Origin of the sequence: Pseudoxanthomonas sp. z9 (assembly GCF_006542425.1) — a bacterium.
GTDB lineage: Bacteria > Pseudomonadota > Gammaproteobacteria > Xanthomonadales > Xanthomonadaceae > Pseudoxanthomonas_A.
Genome location: NZ_VFID01000011.1, coordinates 250,001 through 268,412 on the forward strand (window position 1 = coordinate 250,001; position 18,412 = coordinate 268,412).

Annotated in this window: 11 protein-coding genes and 2 rRNA genes (1 of these 13 only partly in view); 11 read left to right on the plus strand and 2 right to left on the minus strand. The window is 65.9% G+C overall.

All coding sequences use genetic code 11. The features are described 5' to 3' along the window. The 6 genes from FG323_RS13285 to FG323_RS13310 all read left to right on the plus strand — a co-directional run. Positions 1-1,577, plus strand: a 23S ribosomal RNA gene (locus FG323_RS13285) (it extends 1,302 nt beyond the left edge of the window). A 122-nt stretch (positions 1,578-1,699) separates the two neighbouring features. Next, positions 1,700-1,814 (plus strand): 5S ribosomal RNA (gene rrf / locus FG323_RS13290). Positions 1,815-1,910: 96 nt separating this feature from the next. Further along, on the plus strand, positions 1,911-3,143 hold the full coding sequence (locus FG323_RS13295) for a dipeptidase (protein ID WP_141455148.1): 1,233 nt from the start codon (positions 1,911-1,913) through the stop codon (positions 3,141-3,143). A gap of 635 nt (positions 3,144-3,778) precedes the next feature. After that, the gene (locus FG323_RS13300; protein ID WP_181444216.1) at positions 3,779-5,491 is read left to right on the plus strand and encodes an EAL domain-containing protein; all 1,713 of its coding nucleotides are present in this window, start codon (positions 3,779-3,781) and stop codon (positions 5,489-5,491) included. 86 nt (positions 5,492-5,577) lie between these two features. Beyond that, positions 5,578-6,456, plus strand: a complete 879-nt coding sequence (rpoH, locus tag FG323_RS13305; protein ID WP_141455150.1) for an RNA polymerase sigma factor RpoH — start codon at positions 5,578-5,580, stop codon at positions 6,454-6,456. A gap of 221 nt (positions 6,457-6,677) precedes the next feature. Beyond that, positions 6,678-7,256: a DUF1203 domain-containing protein gene (locus tag FG323_RS13310; protein WP_255470174.1), complete on the plus strand. Its 579-nt coding sequence runs from the start codon at positions 6,678-6,680 to the stop codon at positions 7,254-7,256. Here the strand turns inward: FG323_RS13310 and FG323_RS13315 are convergent. Continuing rightward, entirely contained in the window at positions 7,250-8,518 is a 1,269-nt protein-coding gene (locus tag FG323_RS13315) for an NAD(P)/FAD-dependent oxidoreductase (protein ID WP_141455151.1), read from the minus strand. The genes FG323_RS13310 and FG323_RS13315 overlap by 7 nt on opposite strands. 216 nt (positions 8,519-8,734) lie before the next feature. On the opposite strand from FG323_RS13315, the gene FG323_RS13320 reads away from it, so the two are divergent. The 5 genes from FG323_RS13320 (at position 8,735) to FG323_RS13340 (ending at position 16,607) form a co-directional block, all read left to right on the plus strand. After that, the gene (locus FG323_RS13320) at positions 8,735-9,421 is read left to right on the plus strand and encodes a response regulator transcription factor (RefSeq protein WP_141455152.1); all 687 of its coding nucleotides are present in this window, start codon (positions 8,735-8,737) and stop codon (positions 9,419-9,421) included. A gap of 77 nt (positions 9,422-9,498) precedes the next feature. Beyond that, a complete protein-coding gene (locus tag FG323_RS13325; protein WP_181444217.1) occupies positions 9,499-11,244 on the plus strand; it encodes an ATP-binding protein in 1,746 nt (581 codons plus the stop codon). Positions 11,245-11,380: 136 nt separating this feature from the next. Continuing rightward, complete coding sequence (locus FG323_RS13330) at positions 11,381-12,988, plus strand: YadA-like family protein (protein ID WP_141455154.1); 1,608 nt, start codon at positions 11,381-11,383, stop codon at positions 12,986-12,988. 297 nt (positions 12,989-13,285) lie between these two features. Further along, complete coding sequence (locus FG323_RS13335; protein WP_181444218.1) at positions 13,286-13,834, plus strand: ECF-type sigma factor; 549 nt, start codon at positions 13,286-13,288, stop codon at positions 13,832-13,834. Positions 13,835-13,862: 28 nt separating this feature from the next. Beyond that, positions 13,863-16,607 (plus strand): serine/threonine-protein kinase, encoded by a 2,745-nt coding sequence (locus tag FG323_RS13340; protein ID WP_141455156.1) that lies wholly within the window; start codon positions 13,863-13,865, stop codon positions 16,605-16,607. An 81-nt stretch (positions 16,608-16,688) separates the two neighbouring features. On the opposite strand, the gene FG323_RS13345 is transcribed toward FG323_RS13340, so the two are convergent. Continuing rightward, on the minus strand, positions 16,689-18,302 hold the full coding sequence (locus FG323_RS13345; protein ID WP_181444219.1) for a YadA-like family protein: 1,614 nt from the start codon (positions 18,300-18,302) through the stop codon (positions 16,689-16,691). Between the last annotated feature and the right edge of the window lie 110 nt (positions 18,303-18,412).

The window sequence follows — 18,412 nt, forward strand, 5'->3', positions numbered from 1 at the left end:
CGTTAATCGACGCAGGGTTAGTCGGTCCCTAAGGCGAGGGCGAAAGCCGTAGTCGATGGGAAGCAGGTTAATATTCCTGCACCTCGCGTGAGTGCGATGGAGGGACGGAGAAGGTTAGGTGTACCGGGCGTTGGTTGTCCCGGGGAAAGGCGGTAGGTGTGGAACTTTGGCAAATCCGGGTTCCTTTAACACCGAGCACCGAGACGAGCTCTTTAGAGCGAAGTCACTGATACCACGCTTCCAGGAAAAGCTCCTAAGCTTCAGCTCACGAAGACCGTACCGTAAACCGACACAGGTGGGTAGGATGAGAATTCTCAGGCGCTTGAGAGAACTCGGGTGAAGGAACTAGGCAACATGGCACCGTAACTTCGGGAGAAGGTGCGCCCTTTTTGGTGGCTGCATGCGCAGCTGAGCTGAAGAGGGCCTCAGAAACCAGGCCGCTGCGACTGTTTATCAAAAACACAGCACTCTGCAAACACGAAAGTGGACGTATAGGGTGTGACGCCTGCCCGGTGCTGGAAGGTTAATTGATGGGGTCAGCCGCAAGGCGAAGCTCTTGATCGAAGCCCCAGTAAACGGCGGCCGTAACTATAACGGTCCTAAGGTAGCGAAATTCCTTGTCGGGTAAGTTCCGACCTGCACGAATGGCGTAACGACAGCGGCGCTGTCTCCACCCGAGACTCAGTGAAATTGAAATCGCTGTGAAGATGCAGCGTTCCCGTGGCAAGACGGAAAGACCCCGTGAACCTTTACTATAGCTTTACATTGAACGTTGAGTTCGTCTGTGTAGGATAGGTGGGAGGCTATGAAACCATGGCGCTAGCTGTGGTGGAGCCAACCTTGAAATACCACCCTGATGTGCTTGACGTTCTAACCTAGGCCCGTAATCCGGGTCGGGGACCATGTATGGTGGGTAGTTTGACTGGGGCGGTCTCCTCCCAAAGAGTAACGGAGGAGCTCGAAGGTACGCTCAGCGCGGTCGGACATCGCGCACTGTGTGCAAAGGCATAAGCGTGCTTGACTGCAAGAGCGACGGCTCAAGCAGGTACGAAAGTAGGACTTAGTGATCCGGTGGTTCTGTATGGAAGGGCCATCGCTCAACGGATAAAAGGTACTCCGGGGATAACAGGCTGATACCGCCCAAGAGTTCATATCGACGGCGGTGTTTGGCACCTCGATGTCGGCTCATCACATCCTGGGGCTGTAGTCGGTCCCAAGGGTATGGCTGTTCGCCATTTAAAGTGGTACGCGAGCTGGGTTCAGAACGTCGTGAGACAGTTCGGTCCCTATCTGCCATGGGCGTTGGAAGTTTGAGAGGGGCTGCTCCTAGTACGAGAGGACCGGAGTGGACGAACCTCTGGTGTTCCGGTTGTCACGCCAGTGGCATTGCCGGGTAGCTATGTTCGGAAGCGATAACCGCTGAAAGCATCTAAGCGGGAAGCGCGCCTCAAGATGAGACTTCCCGGGGCACAAGCCCCCTGAAGGAACCATGTAGACTACGTGGTTGATAGGTCAGGTGTGTAAGCGCTGCAAGGCGTTGAGCTAACTGATACTAATGATCCGTGCGGCTTGACCATATAACCTCAAGTGGCCTTGGACTCGACGGCAACGTCGATGAGAATCCAATGCCCGCTACGTCACAAGACCCTATGTGAGACAGGCGCCTCATCCCTTCGGATGGCGACGCTCCAACCGTCTCCCTGGTGAAATTAGCGCTGTGGTCCCACCCGTTCCCATCCCGAACACGGAAGTGAAACGCAGCTGCGCCGATGGTAGTGTGGCCTAAGCCATGCAAGAGTAGGTCATCGCCAGGGGCTTTACCCCTAAACCCCCAGCCGCAAGGCTGGGGGTTTTTTCTTGCCCGCTGATCGCCAACAATCGGACTTTCCTAACAGACAGGGGATCCGGGGATGAAGCGAAGTGTTCTGGCCATCGCCCTAGGCGTGTCATTGGCAGCGCAAGCATGGGCGGCAGGCAAGGAAGTCACGCCGGCCAAAGTGCAGCAGGTGCACGAATCGGCGTTGGTATTGGATACACATCTGGATACGCCGGCGAATTTTTCGCGCCCGGGCTGGAGTATCCGCGATCGCCACGATCATGACGGCGATCAATCGCAGGTGGATCTGCCGCGAATGAAGGAAGGCGGTCTGGATGGTGGATTCTGGGTGATCTACACGGAACAGGGCGCGCGCGACGAGGCCGGCAATCGCGCCGCACGCGACCATGGCCTGACCCGGCTGATGGAAATCCGCGAAATGATCGCCGCCAACGCGGCCGACTTCGAACTGGCTTCGACCGCGGCGGCGGCCGAACGCATCGCCGCCGCAGGCAAGCGGGTTTCCTTCATCAGCATGGAAAACGCATCGCCGCTCGCCAGCGATCCCAGTCTGCTCGAGCTGTACCACAAGCTCGGCCTACGGATGCTGGGCATAACCCACGTCAAGAACAATGATTTCGGTGATTCGTCCACCGACGCCGCGGGCCTGCAGTGGAATGGCCTGAGTCCGAAGGGCAAGGCACTCGTCGCGGAGGCCAACCGGCTGGGTCTGATCCTGGATGCTTCGCACGCGAGCGACCAGGTCTTCGATCAATTGCTGGAGCTTTCCAAGGCACCCATCGTGTTGTCGCACACCAGTGCCGACGCGGTATTCGACCATCCGCGCAACATCGATGATGCGCGCATCCGCAAGCTGGCGGCCAAGGGGGGCGTGATCCACGTCAACGCGTACGGCGGCTATCTGATATCGATTCCCAGACCTCCGCAGCGAGAAGCCGCCCTTGAAGCGCTTTCGCAGAAGTATGGCGACGAAAGCGAGCGGGACGAGGCGAAGGTGCAGGCCTATCTGAAGGAACGGGCGGAGATCGATCAACGGTTCCCCGTACCGCAAGCCACGTTCGAGGACTACATGCGGCATCTGCTGCATATCCTGAAGGTGGCGGGGCCGAAGCACGTCGGGATCGGCGCGGACTGGGACGGCGGCGGCGGTGTGGCGGGAATGGAAGACGTCGCAGCGTTGCCGAAGATCACCGAACGTCTGCTCAAGGAAGGCTACAGCGAAGCCGACATCCACGCGATCTGGGGAGGCAACCTGCTCCGCGTGCTTCGTGCGGTCGAGGCGGTGGCCGAGCCATCGCGGCGATAGATAGCTGCGCGACTCCCTCCCGTCGGGGAGGGAGTCCTTGCCGCGTGAACAGGCTCCGCAATGGAGGTGGACGTGGAGCAGCGCGCCCACGGGTACGCTGCTGACCGAACAAAGCAATCGTCGCCCCGCCTTGTGGCGCGTCTGGCGTGCCGCGGATACTGAGGCTTGAAATGTGCAGGGTCCGGACGGCCGAGGGACTGTCGTGTTGGAAGAAGCCCGACGTCGCGCCCGCGGCGCCATCTTCGACGCGCTCGATGGCAAGTGCCGATCGAGCGCGTTCGACCGGTTTGCCGGCGCAATGAGCGCCAACGGAATCGTCTACCTGTCAACAGAGCGTGGGTAATCCGCTCCGTTGTCCGGGGCCATCATTGGCTGCGTGCAACCGCCCGGGATGCCTATTCGAGTGCAATGACTCGTTGTTGAATGCGAGGCGTCGCCATCGGCTGCCTTTTTCGGAAGTTTCCGATTCCTGCGGCGAGTCACATTGGGTGAAAGTGTAGTCCGCGACACGGAAGTCGCGGTCGATACACCGGTAGCCATTTCCAGGACCGGCTCTCCTCGTCATGGGAATCATGGACCGAGCCAACCTTGCGCGCGGGCCGAGCCCGCTGCGAAATCTCTCCCGACGGAACCTCATGCATATTGCACATTCTCCTGCTGACGCCGTGGGGCACGCCCGGAGCGGACGTGCGGTGGATGCTCGTGGGGTGGCGACGGCGGTGTGGAAGCGTTGTTGCGCATGGCTGTCGCGTCGTGTCTTGCATGCGGGCGCCATCGCGCTGGTTGTGTCCGCTCCGTTGTTGCTGGGCCTGGGCTGGCATCGTATCCAGTGGATGGTGGCTGGACAGCAGGAGGCCGAGCACGGGCGCGCCGTGATGTCGAAGCTCGAGGCGACGCTGGATCAAGTTCATTCCACCGTGGATGCGAGCTTGCCTCTGGCCGCTGGTGACTGTGCGGACGTGGTGGATGCACTGCGGCTGGAAGCGGCGACCTTGCCGCAGGCGCGATCGCTCGTGCTGGCACGCAACGGACTGGCCTACTGCAGCACCCTGTTTGGCGAAATCGACATGCCGACGGAAGTGATGGGATTTTCCGAGGATGTCATGACGCTGGTTGCCGGGAATGACGTCGCGCCGGATCGTCCCCTGCTGCTGTATCGCGTGTCACGCGCACCTCATGAAGCGATCGCCGTGCTGGATGCGCGGCACGTCCGCCGCTCAGTACAGAACGACCAGGAATCGGCGTGGATGGTGGGAACGAAGCGGCTTGAACGCGACGGCGATCTGCGCATTCTGTCGCCGGGTGCCGACGCGCAAATTCCCCTGGTCACATCCTCACGCTATCCGGTGGCGATCGCTTCGGATGCTCGCGGCGAGCTGACGGGACATCCATGGCGTCCATCCTCCACAGCAGTGTGGCTGCTGGCGCTGGCCGGAATGCCGATGGGCTATCTGGCCCTTCGCTGGGCGGGACGCCGCCGAGGCCTGAAGCGGGAGTTCCAGCGGGCCATCCGGGAGGACGAATTCGTTCCTTTCTATCAACCCGTCGTGCGTGCCGCGGACGGAGGCTGGGCCGGGGCGGAAGTCCTGGCGCGCTGGGAGCATCCCCGGCGTGGCCTGCTGGCTCCGGATGCCTTCATGGCCGAGATGGAGCAATCCGACCTGATCCTGCCGATGACGGCGCAGCTGATGTCGCGCGTGGCGGACGATCTGGCGAGCATGTCGTCGGTATTGCCGGCGGGATTCCATATCGCCTTCAACATCACCCCCGCGCATCTGGCTGGCCGTTGGCTGCCCGAACAATGCCGGCGCTTCCTTGCCGCGTTTCCAGCGGGGCGGATAGCGTTGATCCTGGAGCTGACCGAGCGCGAAGGTATCGTGCCGGATGCCGGCGTGCATGCGGTACTGGACGAGGTCCGGCAGTTGGGCGTGCGCATCGCGCTGGACGACTTTGGCGTCGGCCATTCGAACCTCAGCCATCTGCAGGAACTCCGTGTTGACCGGCTGAAAATCGATCGCGGTTTCGTCGAACGGCTGCCGGACCCGGATGGCATCACACCGATACTACGGACCATCCTCGACCTGGCTGAACGCCTGGATCTGGACGTCGTGGCGGAGGGGGTGGAGACCCGGGCCCAGGCCGATGCGCTGGCCCGTCACGGCGTGGCGCTCCTGCAGGGCTATCTGTTCGCCCGGCCTGTGCCGGTTTCCCTGTTGCGAGGCGTGCTGGCGGGTGCCAGGTGGGCAGATTTCCCGCAAGACATTGATGGAAAAAGGAAACTTGTGGATGGAGTGGTGCCTGGCCGGACGAGTGTCCAAGGTTCCGTTTCCCTTACGGAAGCTGAATGATTTCTGCCCATCGTTCCACTGTCGGAATGATGGGGAACTCTTTTACCGGTTAGCAGTCGAACAACCCGACTGCTAAGATGACCCACATGAGCCAGAACACTGCTGCCACCGCCCTGGTGGCGAACAACCTCCCCATCCCCAGCGCGCTCGGTTCGCTCGAGGCCTATATCGGCGCCGTGCACCAGATTCCGGTGCTCACGGTCGATGACGAGCAGGCGTTGGCGCGTCGCTTCCGCGACGATGAAGATCTGGATGCCGCCCGCGAGCTGGTGCATTCGCACCTGCGTTTCGTCGTGCATGTCGCCCGCGGTTACAACGGCTATGGCCTGCCGCTGGGTGACCTGATCCAGGAAGGCAACATCGGCCTGATGAAGGCGGTGAAGCGCTTCGACCCGGACATGGGCGTGCGCCTGGTGAGCTTCGCGGTGCATTGGATCCGCGCCGAGATGCATGAGTTCATCCTCAAGAACTGGCGCATCGTGAAGGTGGCGACCACCAAGGCGCAACGCAAGCTGTTCTTCAACCTGCGCAAGTCCAAGACCCGTCTGGGCTGGATGAACGCGGAGGAAGTCAGCGCGGTCGCCAAGGACCTCAACGTATCCGAACGCGAAGTGCTCGAAATGGAGTCGCGCCTGTCCGGTCGCGATATCGGTTTCGACGCGCCGGGCGACGAGGACGATGATCATGCGCCGCCGTCGCCGGTGAGCTACCTGATGGCGGGCGACGAGGATCCGTCGCAGGCCTACGAGCGCGCCGACAGCGAGGACAATCAGCTGGAATTGCTGCGTGAAGGCCTGGCCGGCCTGGACCAGCGTTCGCGCGACATCATCAAACGCCGCTGGCTGGATGCCGACAGCAAGATCACCCTGCAGGAACTGGCGGACGAATATGGCGTTTCCGCCGAGCGCATCCGCCAGATCGAAGCCAATGCGCTGAAGAAGATGAAGGCGCTGTTCGCCGCCTGACTTCGGCAAGTTTCGACGAAACAAGCAACGGCCCCGGAAACGGGGCCGTTTGTTTTTTCTTCCATGAATGCGGCAAATCCGCGTGGAACGGTTTTTCCCGTCGAACGCGAATGACGGGAAATTCGTGTTCTCCGCTCCACGGTCGCCCTGGAGGCGCTTGTTCCGGTAGCCGTGAGGCAGACCGGCCAGAAGGCGCAACGCTGCCTTCCGACAGGAAACGGTTGTCGCGGCTCCATCAAGGAGCGCACGCCAGCGGTATTCCGCGCAAGAACCGGATGGCGATGCGGCTTCGTCAGGAGGATGCTTCCAGTCCATTCACTGGAACTTTCGCCATGGCCTACCGAATCACTGGACTCTCTCCCGATCTGTTCACCCACCTTTGGGCACTGGATGATGCAGCGCTGGCCGCGCAATCGATACGGCGGGTGGTCGCGGACAAGGATCGGGGTTTTCCCTGCCGGGTTTCGCTCGACGATGCGCGTGCCGGTGAATCCCTGCTCCTGCTTCCGTTCCAGCATCATGAGGTGGCCGGTCCGTACCGGGCGGGCGGTCCGATCTTTGTGCGCCAGCAGGCGACGCGGGCCGCCGTGTTCGAGGATCGAATTCCCGAAGCGTTCCTGCGCCGCCTGCTATCCGTCCGCGCCTACGATGCGGAAGGCTGGATGCAGGCAGCCGAGGTGGTGGAAGGCACGCAGTTGGAACCGCTGATCGCGTCCTTCTTCCAGCGCGACGACGTGGCCTACCTGCATGTGCACAATGCGCGCCCCGGCTGTTTCGCCGCACGCGTGGATCGTCACTGATCCGGAGGTGTCTCGTCCGGTGCGCCGAAGATGATGCGCGCGCCGCGCTGGTAGCTCCAGTACGCCCACGCCCAGTTCAGCAGCACGACCAGCCGGTTGCGGAAGCCGATCAGGAAGAACACGTGCGCGGCCAGCCAGAACCACCAGGCCAGCAGGCCGGACAGCTTGAGCCGGCCGAAATGGACGACCGCCGCCATGCGGCCGATGGTGGCGAGATTGCCGAAGTCCCGGTAGCGGAAAGCGCTCGTGGGCTTGCCGGCTAGGCGCGCGCGGATCATCGCCGCGATGTGGCGTCCCATCTGCTTGGCGGCGGGAGCGACGCCGGGGACGGGCCGACCCTGGCTCTGCACCGAGGCCAGGTCGCCGCCGACGAAGATGTCGGGATACCCGGGGACGCTGAGGTCGGGCCGCACGATCACGCGCCCGGCCCGGTCCAGCGGGACATGCAGGGATTGCGCGAGCGGGGAAGCCGCGACACCCGCCGCCCAGACCACCGTCCTGGCGGGCACGAAGGTATCGCCGAGCTGGTAGCCGGCCTCGTCGATGGCGGTGACCGGAACGCCGGTGCTGACTTCCACCCCCAGCTTCTCCAGCTGGCGTCGCGCGCGCGCGGACAGATCTTCGGGAAAGGAAGCCAGGACACGCGGACCGGCTTCGATCAGGCGCACCCGCGCCTCACCCGGGTCGATGTTGCGGAATTCGTTCTTCAGCGTATGCCGCGCGATCTCCGCGAGCGTGCCGGCCAACTCCACGCCGGTGGGACCACCGCCGACGATGGCGAAGTTCAGCCAGGCCGCTCGCCGCGCCGGATCCGGCTCGGCCTCGGCCCGTTCGAATGCCACCAGCAGGTGGCGTCGCAGGTACAGCGCATCGTCGAGGGTCTTCAGCCCGGGTGCGTGCCTGGCCCACTCATCGTGACCGAAATACGCGTGGGTGGCACCGGTGGCCAGCAGCAGGTAGTCATAGTCCAGGGAGCCGGCATCACCCAGTTGCAGCCGGCGTGACGACGCGTCTACCCGGGTGACCTCTGCCAGCCGCACTTCCACGTTGGCCTGGCGGCGCAGGATGTGGCGCAACGGCGCGGCGATGTCGGGTGCGGACAGGCCGGCGGTCGCCACTTGGTAGAGCAACGGCTGGAAAAGGTGATGGTTGCGGCGATCGATCAGGGTGATCCGCACCGGCGCCTTGGACAGCGCCCTGGCCGCCCACAGGCCGGCGAAACCTCCGCCGACGATGACGACGTGGGGACGGGAAGCGCTCATTGACGCCCTCCGTGGGCGTGGCCGGCGCCGGATCGATGCCGGATGGCCGCCGACGGCAACGCCGACGGGAGGAGAGCGACGATATCCATGCAGGGAATTCTGGCACGGACGCGGGCATACGCAAGACGGAAGCACGCACGCGCGCATGCGCGGGTTATCCCGGTCCACGTTAGACTTGGTTGCCGGAGCCGACAAAGGTGCGACGGCGCAGGGGGAATGATGCAGCCACAGCCGATCACACTGGATGCAGTGCTGGTCATCGAGGACGATCCTGGCGTCCGCCGCCGGATTTCACGGCTGGTGACCGGGATAGCCGAACCGGACGCACGGATCGTGGACGTCGACTGCCTGGCATCCGCGCGGTCGAGCCTGCGGGAACACCCCTTCGCGCTGGCGCTGGTGGACGTGCAGTTGCCGGACGGCAGCGGCATCGACCTCATCGCCTGGATGCAGCAACACGCACCGGGCACGCAGGCGGTCATCGTGTCCGCCTGGGCGGAGGAGGAAATCATCCTCGCGGGCGTGCGCGCGGGTGCGGTCGGGTATCTGCTGAAGGAGCGCGATGACGCCGAGATCCTGATGTCCCTGAAAAGCCTGCGTGAAGGCGGTGCGCCCATCGATCCGATGATCGCCCGCCGAATCCTGGCGCTGCTGCCGGCGGCCATGGCGGCGCCCGCCGCCTCGACCACACGAGAAGCGCGACAGGAGGCCTCCCTCTCCGATCGCGAGCGCGAAATCCTCGGACTGGTGGCACAGGGGTTCAGCAATCGCGAGATGGCGGATCTGTTGTCGTTGTCACGGCTCACCATCGAATGCCACACCAAGAACATCTACCGCAAGCTGGCGGTGGGTTCGCGCACGGCGGCGGTGTTCGAAGCCCGGGCCATGGGACTGCTGCCGTGAGCTTGCGCGTGCGTGTCTGGATACTCCTGTTGTGCCTGCTATGGCCTGGATTGGCAGGGGCGCAGCCGGCCCGGACGGTGACCATTGATCGCGCCGAGGCGGTGCGGACTGGTTGGAATGAATCCGCACCGCCGGACCGTGGCTGGGAGCCCGTGCAGTTGGTCGACTTCTGGGACAGGCGCTGGCCGGACCATGATGGCGTCGTCTGGTATCGGTTGCGATGGCAACAGGCGGATGCCCGCCAGCCCATCGGCCTGCTGGTGAACTACATCTGCCTGTCCGGCGCGATCTACGTCAACGGCAATCTGGTGGCGCGCGACCCGAGTCTGGTCGAGCCGCTGTCGCGCGCCTGGGTGGCGCCGTATTACCAACTGATTCCGTCGGCGCTGCTGCGCCAGGGCGAGAACACCCTGCTGGTGCGGGTCTCGGGCCTTTCGGCCTACCAACCCGGATTCGGTACCGTGACGGTGGGCGAACCCGCTGCCGTGCAGGCGTTGTATCGGCAGGAACGTTTCGCGCGCCACGACATCAAGTTGATCAACGTTGCCATGAGCGTGGTGATGGGGGGCCTGTTCCTGATGCTGTGGCTGTTCCGTCGCCAGGATTCGGTCTACGGCTGGTTCGCCCTTTCGGAGCTGGCGGGATCGCTGTACGGCGCGAATTACATCGTTTCCAGTCCCTGGCCGTTCACCACCACCGACGGCTGGCAGGCGTTCGTGGTGGCGATGTACCTGGTGACCGGCGCGAGTTACACGATGTTCCTGTTCCGCTACGCGGAGCGGCGGTTTCCGCGCATCGAGACGATGATGGCGCTGGTGAGCGTGGCCGCGGTCGCAACCGCCCTGCTGGCGCCGGGCTGGATGGGACCGGCGCGCACGCCTTGGATCGTGGTGGGAGGCCTGTTCTTCTACCTCGGCATCGGCTACTTCCTGGCGCAGGCGTGGCGGCGGCGTCGGATCGACTTCCTGGTGCTGGCCGCCTGCCTGTTGCTGCCGGTGCTGGTGTCCTTCTATGACTTCGCCCTGTTTTTCGGCTGGGTGCACAGCGATACCTATTTGCTCAGCCTCACCTCGGTGCTGACGCTGGTCGGCATCGGCTTTGTCCTGTCCCACCGCTTCGTCACCGCGATGCGGCGTATCGAGGGGTTCAACGATGAACTGCGGCAGGAAGTGGTGGCGGCGACATCACGCTTGTCGGACACACTGTCGCAACAGCATGCGCTGGAACTGGCGCATGGCCGGGCGGGGGAACGCCTGCAACTGGTACGCGATCTGCACGACGGTTTCGGCGGCACCCTGGTGGGCGCCATCGCCCAACTGGAGAACGCGCCGGAAGACACGACCAAGGCGCAGATCGTGGGCACGCTGAAGGAAATGCGTGACGATCTGCGACTGGTGATCGACAGTACCGCGCGGGAGCAGGCGGCACTGGCGGCGCAGCTGGCGCCGCTGCGGCATCGGCTGGGCCGGCTGCTGGAGACCGCCGACATTGACAGCCGGTGGCAACTGGAAGGACTGGAGGGCATCGAACTCGGTCCCGCGCGCAGCCTGGACTTGATGCGTTTGTTGCAGGAAGCGCTGACCAACGTGTTCAAGCACAGCCGGGCCCGCCAGGTGAATGTTCGCCTGGCCAGGGCGGATGACCGCTTGCAGTTGCATATCGAGGACGACGGACAGGGCTTGGTGGGCGAGGGCGATGGGTTGGTCCCCGGTGCCGGGCTGGGCAGCATGCGGGCGCGCGCCCAGCGCCTCGGCGGGCAGCTCCGCATCGAATCGAACACCGGGGGAACCCGGCTGCGGCTGGAGTTTCCACTGCTGGCCTGAGCCAGGCCTGCATGCGTCGACAGGGGACTACCTGATTCCGGGGATGTCCGATGCGGACGACGGAGGGCACGCTCTTGCGCGCCCGGGAAGACGAGACGTCTTCCGGGGAAACCGTCCGTCACGCTGGAGCGCCCCCATGGATTCCGTCCACACTGTCCGCCGCCGATTCCCGACGGTTTCCGTTCTCGTACCCGGGGTCTGCGGCGTACTTCTGGCTGCGGCGCTGGTGCTGCCGATGCCCACAGCGTTCGCACAAGCGACCGGCGGAACCGGAACCGAACCCTGCACCCAGAATCCAGGCAGCCAGGACATTGCATGCGGCACGGGGAGTTCCGCGAGCAATGCTGGCCAGCCCGGTCCTAATCAGCCTGGCTGGAGCAGCTCGGCCGGCGGTGCCGGTGGCACCGGCAACACGGCCATCGGCAACGGCGCCCAGTCGGGCAACGGTGGCACGGGCGCCAATGGCACGGCGGGCGGCAACGGTGGCGTGGGTGGAACCGGGGGATCACGCAACATCGCGATCGGCCAGAACAGCCAGGCCGGGTTGGGCGGCGGCGGCGGCGAGGGTGTCGCGGGGGGCACAGGGGGCATGGGGGGGAGCGGCGGCAATGACAACATCGCGCTGGGCAACAACAGCGTGGCCGGATCGGGAGGGAATGGCGCTGACATGTGCTGCGGCTTCCCTGGGGCAACCGGGACAGCGGGAACGAATGGCAACACCGCACTCGGGAATGGCGCCAGCGCCACGGGTGGCAATTCGGTGGCACTGGGTGCCGGCAGCAACGATGGCGGCGAGGCGAACGTCGTCTCGGTGGGATCCGCATCATCCCAGCGCCGCGTGACCCATGTCGCGGCGGGCACCGCCGCGAACGACGCGGTCAATGTTGCGCAGATGAACAATGGCGATGCCGCGACGCTGGCGTCGGCCAATGACTATGCCGACGCGCGGGAAGCCGCTGTCCGCAGTGACATGGCGGCGGGCAACGCGGCGTCCCTGGCCGATGCCCAGGCCTACGCCGACACCGCGACTGCGAATGCCTTGACGGCCGCCAACAGCCATGCCGATGCGGGGGATGCGCAGACGTTGAGCGCGGCGATGAGCCATGCCGATGCGGGCGATGCACAGACGTTGAACGCGGCGAGGAGTCACGCCGACGCGGGTGACGTGCAGACGTTGAACGCGGCGATGAGCCATGCCGATGCGGGTGATGCGCAGACGTTGAGCGCGGCGAGAAGTCACGCGGATGCGGGTGACGTGCAGACGTTGAACGCGGCGAGGAATCACGCCGATGCGGGCGATGCGCAGACCTTGAACACGGCGAGGAGTCACGCCGACGCGGGTGACGCGAGAACATTGGATGCCGCCCGCGACCACGCCGATGCCGGCGATGCGGCGACGCTCGCCTCCGCGAATGCGTATACCGATGCCCGCTTCTCCGAACTCACCGGACTGGCTGACGATTTCGAGGCTTTCCGCGGCGACGTGGATCGTCGCATCAACCAGATGGATCGCCGGATCGACAAGATGGCCGCGATGAGCGGAGCCTATGCGGGCATGGCCATGAACACCGCCGGTCTCGCGGGCAGGAACCGGGTCGGCGTGGGCGTCGGTTCGCAAGGCGGGGAACAGGCAATGGCGATCGGCTACCAGCGCGTGGTCGGAAACCGCGCCAGCGTTTCGATTGGCGCGGCGTTCGGCGGCGGCGAGAAGAGCGTGTCGGCCGGCGCGGGATTCAGCTGGTAGCAAATCGGAACGGGATGCGCGGGCGGGCACTCCACACTTTCCGAATCGGCTGGAGAACAGCCGGCGGGGCATGGCCGCCAGGAGGGGATATCCCGGGAAACAACGCGCGGACAGGTTCGTGATGACGCAGCCCTGGCGCAGGCCGGGAACGGGTGCGGCGCGTCTGCCGGTCGCGGACGTCGGCGGCAGTGGCCGCCGGCAGGAAAAATTCCCGTTGTTCCCACCATGCAATGCGCCATGCCGAAGAACTTCGCTACCATGCATGCGGCCTCTTTGCCGGGTCGTGATGGAGGGGCGATGGGAGACGACCTCACCCGCCTGCTGCAGGGCTGGCGTGCCGGCGACGCAATGGCGCGGGATCGCCTGTTGTCCGACGTCTATGACACCCTGCGCGAAATGGCCCGGATGCGCTGGCATCGGCATGGCGCAAGCCACACCCTGCAGCCGACCGCCGTGGTCAACGAAGCGATGCTGCGCCTGCTCGGGAACGAGGTCGACTGGCAGGACAGGGCACATTTCTTCGCGATGGCGGCACTGAAGATGCGCGCGGTGATGGTCGACCACGCGCGCGCGCAACTGGCCGAGAAACGTGGCGGCGAAGTGGCGGTGCTCACGCTGTCGCACGCCGAATCGGTCGCCGGCAACGAGGCGTTCGACGTGCTGGCGCTGGATCTGGCGCTGCAGCGGCTGGCCCGTCGGGACCCACGGGCGGCCCAGGGCCTGGAAATGGCCTATTTCGGTGGCATGGAACGTGACGAAATCGCCTGTGTGCTGGGGGTCTCTCCCTCTACCATCGACCGCGACCTGAAAGTGGCCAAGGCCTGGCTGCGCAAGGAACTGGCCTGACCGGCCATGCGGCCCCACGGGGGAGACGATGGAATCCGTGCACTGGGAGTCGTTGCGGCACCTGTTCGAATCCGTCTGCGATCTGCCGCCCTCCCGATGGCGGGAGGAGCTGGAACGCGTCAGCGATGATCCGGCCCTGATCGAAGAGGCGATGGCGATGCTGCGGGCGCGTACCGCCAGCTTCGAGCGCGCGCTGGAGCCTTTGCGCGATCTGCTGAGCGCCTCGCCGGAACCCGAACTGAGCGTCGGCGATCGCGTCGGCCCCTGGCGCCTGATGCACCGGCTGGCCAGCGGTGGCATGGGCACGGTGTTCGTGGCCGAGCGCGACGACGAATCGTTCCGGCAGTGCGTGGCGATCAAACTGCTGCGCAGCGCGCTCGCCGACCCCGCTCTGGTGCAGCGACTCATCGCGGAGCGGCAGATCCTGGCCGAACTGCGGCATGCCAATATCGCGCGCCTGTACGACGGCGGCACCACTCCGGCCGGGCAGCCCTATCTGGTGATGGAGTACGTCGACGGCGTCGCCCTGGACGCGTATTGCCACGCGCACGGGCTGGATCTGGACGCACGCATCACGTTGTTCCTGAAGGTCTGCGACGCGGTGCAGGCGGCGCACCGGCAACTGGTGATCCACTGCGATCTCAAGCCCAGCAATGTGCTGGTTCGCGCGGATGGCGAGCCGGTGCTGCTGGATTTCGGCATTGCCCGCTGGATGGGTGCCGCCGGCGGTGACGATGCGGCGGGCTTCTGCACGCCGGCCTATGCCAGTCCGGAGCTGCGCAGCGGCGGCGGACCCGTGAATACGGCCAGCGATGTATTCAGCCTCGGCGTGCTGCTGGCGGAACTGCTGTCGGGCCAGCGCATCGAGCGTGGTCTCCAGGATGCGTTCCAGCCCGTCGCCAAGCCCAGTGAAGCCGCAGCGCCGGATTGCGCCTGGCGGCGTCGCCTGCGAGGCGACCTCGACGCCATCGTGATGCGTGCCTGCGCGATCGATCCGGCGCGGCGATACCCCTCGGTGGAAGCGCTCGCCGGCGATCTCCTGCGTCATCGCAGCCACCATCCGGTCAGCGCGCGCGCCGCGACGTTTCCCTATCGCCTGCGTTGCTGGGGGCGGCGCCACTGGCGCGCGGTCGCGCTGGCCGGTGCCGCGTCGGTGGCCGCGCTGCTGTTCGTCGCCCGCCTGGAAATGGAGCGTGATCGCGCGGAGCGCGAGGCGGCCACGGCGGAACAGGTCAGCGACTTCCTGGTGGATACCTTCAATGCCGCGGACCCGCGCATGCGGGGCGCGAAGGGCACCGAAGAACCCACCGCGCGCAACGTGCTCGATGTGGGCGTGGCCAAGGTGGACGCCGAACTGGCGCAGAGTCCCGCCGTGCTGGCGCGCATGCGCCTGGTCCTGGGCCGCGCCTACGCCAATCTGGGCGAGCGCAAGCGCGCCGAAGCCATGCTCCGGCAGGCCGGCGAAGCCCTGCGGCAGCCTTCGCTCGGCCGCCCCGATCTGGCGGCGCAGGCCTACAGCCATCTGTCCACGCTGATGAGCAACCAGATGCGCGCCGATGACGCGCTGGTGGCCGCCGAGCAGGCACTGTCTCTGCGCATGGCGCACGATCGCACGCCGGCCGCACTCGCCGATTCCTACAACGTGCTGGGCCTGGCGAAGAAGACCGCGGTGGACTTCCCCGGTGCCCGGGCCGCCTACGCGCAGGCGTTGAAACTGCACCTGCAGGTGTACGGCCCGGACGCGCTGGAAACCGCCGGGCTGCTGCACAACATGGCATTGCTTTACCGCACGGAAGGGGATGCGGAAGCGGCCGAATCCCACTATCGGCGCGCACTGGCGATCAAGGTGCGGCAGGCCCCGCGCAGCGTGACCCTGCACAACAGCCGGCAAGGGTTGGCGATGGTGCTCGCGTCACGGGGACGCTTCACCGAAGCGGCGCAGTTGCTGCGCGAGAACGTGGCGCTGGCCGAGGCGCTGATCGGCCGCGAGAGCGAGCGTGCCGCCGATACCGAAATGAAACTGGCGATGGTGCTGCAGCAATCCGGAGATTACATCGGCGCCGGCAAGCACTATCGCGAAGCCCTGGGCATCACCGAGCGGGTCCTCGGCCGGGACAGCATCGACTATGCGGTGGTGGCCAGCCAGTTGGCGACGCTGGAGGAGCAGCGCGGTGATCTGGCGGCCGCCGAGCCGCTGTACCGCGTCGCGACCGAGATACGGCGCGCGCGCCGGCCTCCCGGGGACCGTACCCGGGTCCGCAACGAGGTCTATTGGGCACGCGTGCTCGCGCGGATGGGACGGATGCCGGAGGCCAGCGCGCTGATGGAACGCGCGCTGCCCGCCTGGCAGGGATTCTTCGTTGCCGACAGCGATTCGCCGGAGCGGATCAACACGCGGCTGGTCCAGGCCGAATGGCTGCTGCGAAAGGGCCTGTGGGAGGAGGCGCGGGCATCGTTGCCGGACGTGCCGGCCGACAATCCCGCCGCGGCGCTGGAGCGGCAGTCGCTGCTGGCCGAGATCGCCAGCCGGCGCGGTGCTCCGGAGGCCGTCGCGGAATGGAAACGCGCGGTGGCGATGTCCACCGGCTTCACCGGCGCGGACAGCGCGGTGACCGCGCAGTTGCGCGTGCCGTATGCGGAGGCGTTGCTGGCCGCCGGCGACAGCGCCAACGCGCGACGCGAGCTGGCCAGCGCCGAGGTGCCACTGCGACGCCAGCTCAGTCCGCACGCCCGGGACCTGCAACGGATGGAGGCGGCGCGGGCGCGATTGTGACGCGCCCGCATCCGCGGTGGCTCCGGGCCGTTGTCAAAAAAGCGGGCGGCGCGATGAAGGCATGCGCCGCCCACACGCCGATCAGAGGTCGACGCCGAAGCCGATGCCGGCCGATTTCTCGCTGCCGCTGAAAGCACCGCCCAACGAGAACGACGCGCGCTGGCCGATGCGGCGGCCATAGCCGATCGACAGCGCCTGTTCGCCACCCTGGAAGCCGGCGCCGATGGCGACACGGCCCCGCGGACTCTGCGACCCGGCGGCATTGATCGCCATGTTGAGCATGGCGGACCCCATCGCCCCCTGGCGATCGATACGTCGATCCTGATGTTGCAGGCGACGGTCGATGTTGTCGAAGCGGTCGCTGATCGTGCCCGCATCCAGGCCAACCAACTGCGCGATCTGGCTGTCGGTGTAGGCGTTGGCCGCCGACAGCGTTTCAGCGTCGCCGGCTTCCATGTCGTTGCGGATGGCGGCTTCGCGGTTGTCGGTATAGGCATTGGCCGCGGTGCCGCCGGTGGCGACCGCGGTGTCGGTGTAGGCGTTGGCCGTCGCCAGGGTGGCCTGCAGCTGCGACAGGTTGACCGCATCGGTGGCGCCGGTGCCGGCGGCGACGTTGACGATGCGTCGTTCGCTGCCGACGCTGCCGATCGATACCGTGTTGGCTTGGTCCGCAATGGAGCCGGCGCCCAGCGCAACGGCGTTGTCGCCTTGCGTGGTGACCATGCTGTGTGCGCCCAGCGCGGTGCCGTTGGTGGCATGGATTGCCGACGCTGCGCCGAAGGCGCTGGTCGATTCGGCGTTTGCCTTCGCGCCCGCGCCGAACGCGCTGCTGTCCAGCGCGGCGGCTTCGGTGGATTCATCCGCCTGGCGGATGCCGTCGCCATTGACATCCCGCCATCCGCCCACGGCGGTGCCGTTCTCGCCGCCTGCATCGCTGTTCTCGCCAATCGCGACGGCGCTGCGGCCCGTGGCCGATGCGTCGTGGCCCAGGGCCGCGCTGCCGGCCCCGCCGGCCCGGCTGGAATAGCCCACGGCGGTGCCGTCGGCACCATCGGCGTAGCTATGTCCGCCCAGTGCCGTGCTGTCTTCGCCGGATGATTCGGCATAGAGGCCCATGGCCGTGCTGCCGCTGCCGGACGATCGGCTGGAATAGCCCACCGCAATGCTGTAATCGCCGGTCGCCACGCCCATCACGCCGATGCCGGCTTCGCCGGAGGCGCTGCCGGCGATGGCGAGGCTGGCCCAGCCGGAGGCGTTGGCGTTGCCACCCAGCGCGGTGGCGAAATCGTTGGTCGCCTGCGCGGCCGCGCCCACGGCGGTGGTTCGCTGTGCGCTGGCGATGGTGATTTCATCCAGCCCCACCAGGCCGTCGTTGTTGAGGTCGCGCCAACTGCCTATCGCGGTGCTTCCGTTGCCCGTGGCCAGGGCGCTCGTGCCCAGCGCGGTACTCTCGAACGTGGCCACGCTGCTGGCGCCGAGCGCGACGCCGCCCGCCGAAGCGCTGGCGTTGGTACCGCAGGCCAGCGAATTGCTGCCCAATGCGTTGGCGCCCGCGCCATCCTCGCCGGCGGTGGCCAGATCGCAGACGTCGCCGGCCCAGGCCGGGGCGGCGATCAGGAAGGACAGGGTCAACGCCAGGCGGTGAAGGCGCGGGCGGGCGGGTGAAGCGGAACAAACAGATTGCCGGGTGTGCATGAACGCATCTCCATGGAGGGTGGGAAAACCGCGCCCGGAGCTTTCCGGGCGTGTCTGGTTCCCAAACCGCGTTCCATGGCGGGCGAGCGTCATTTTTTTTGCGAGGCCGG

Excerpts from the sequence above, each read along its gene's own strand:
- FG323_RS13295 (WP_141455148.1), top strand. The coding sequence starts at position 1,911 with ATGAAGCGAAGTGTTCTGGCCATCGCCCTAGGCGTGTCATTGGCAGCG.
- FG323_RS13300 (WP_181444216.1), top strand. The coding sequence starts at position 3,779 with ATGCATATTGCACATTCTCCTGCTGACGCCGTGGGGCACGCCCGGAGC.
- rpoH (WP_141455150.1), top strand. The coding sequence starts at position 5,578 with ATGAGCCAGAACACTGCTGCCACCGCCCTGGTGGCGAACAACCTCCCC.
- FG323_RS13315 (WP_141455151.1), bottom strand. The coding sequence starts at position 8,518 with ATGAGCGCTTCCCGTCCCCACGTCGTCATCGTCGGCGGAGGTTTCGCC.
- FG323_RS13320 (WP_141455152.1), top strand. The coding sequence starts at position 8,735 with ATGATGCAGCCACAGCCGATCACACTGGATGCAGTGCTGGTCATCGAG.
- FG323_RS13330 (WP_141455154.1), top strand. The coding sequence starts at position 11,381 with ATGGATTCCGTCCACACTGTCCGCCGCCGATTCCCGACGGTTTCCGTT.
- FG323_RS13335 (WP_181444218.1), top strand. The coding sequence starts at position 13,286 with ATGGGAGACGACCTCACCCGCCTGCTGCAGGGCTGGCGTGCCGGCGAC.
- FG323_RS13340 (WP_141455156.1), top strand. The coding sequence starts at position 13,863 with ATGGAATCCGTGCACTGGGAGTCGTTGCGGCACCTGTTCGAATCCGTC.
- FG323_RS13345 (WP_181444219.1), bottom strand. The coding sequence starts at position 18,302 with ATGCACACCCGGCAATCTGTTTGTTCCGCTTCACCCGCCCGCCCGCGC.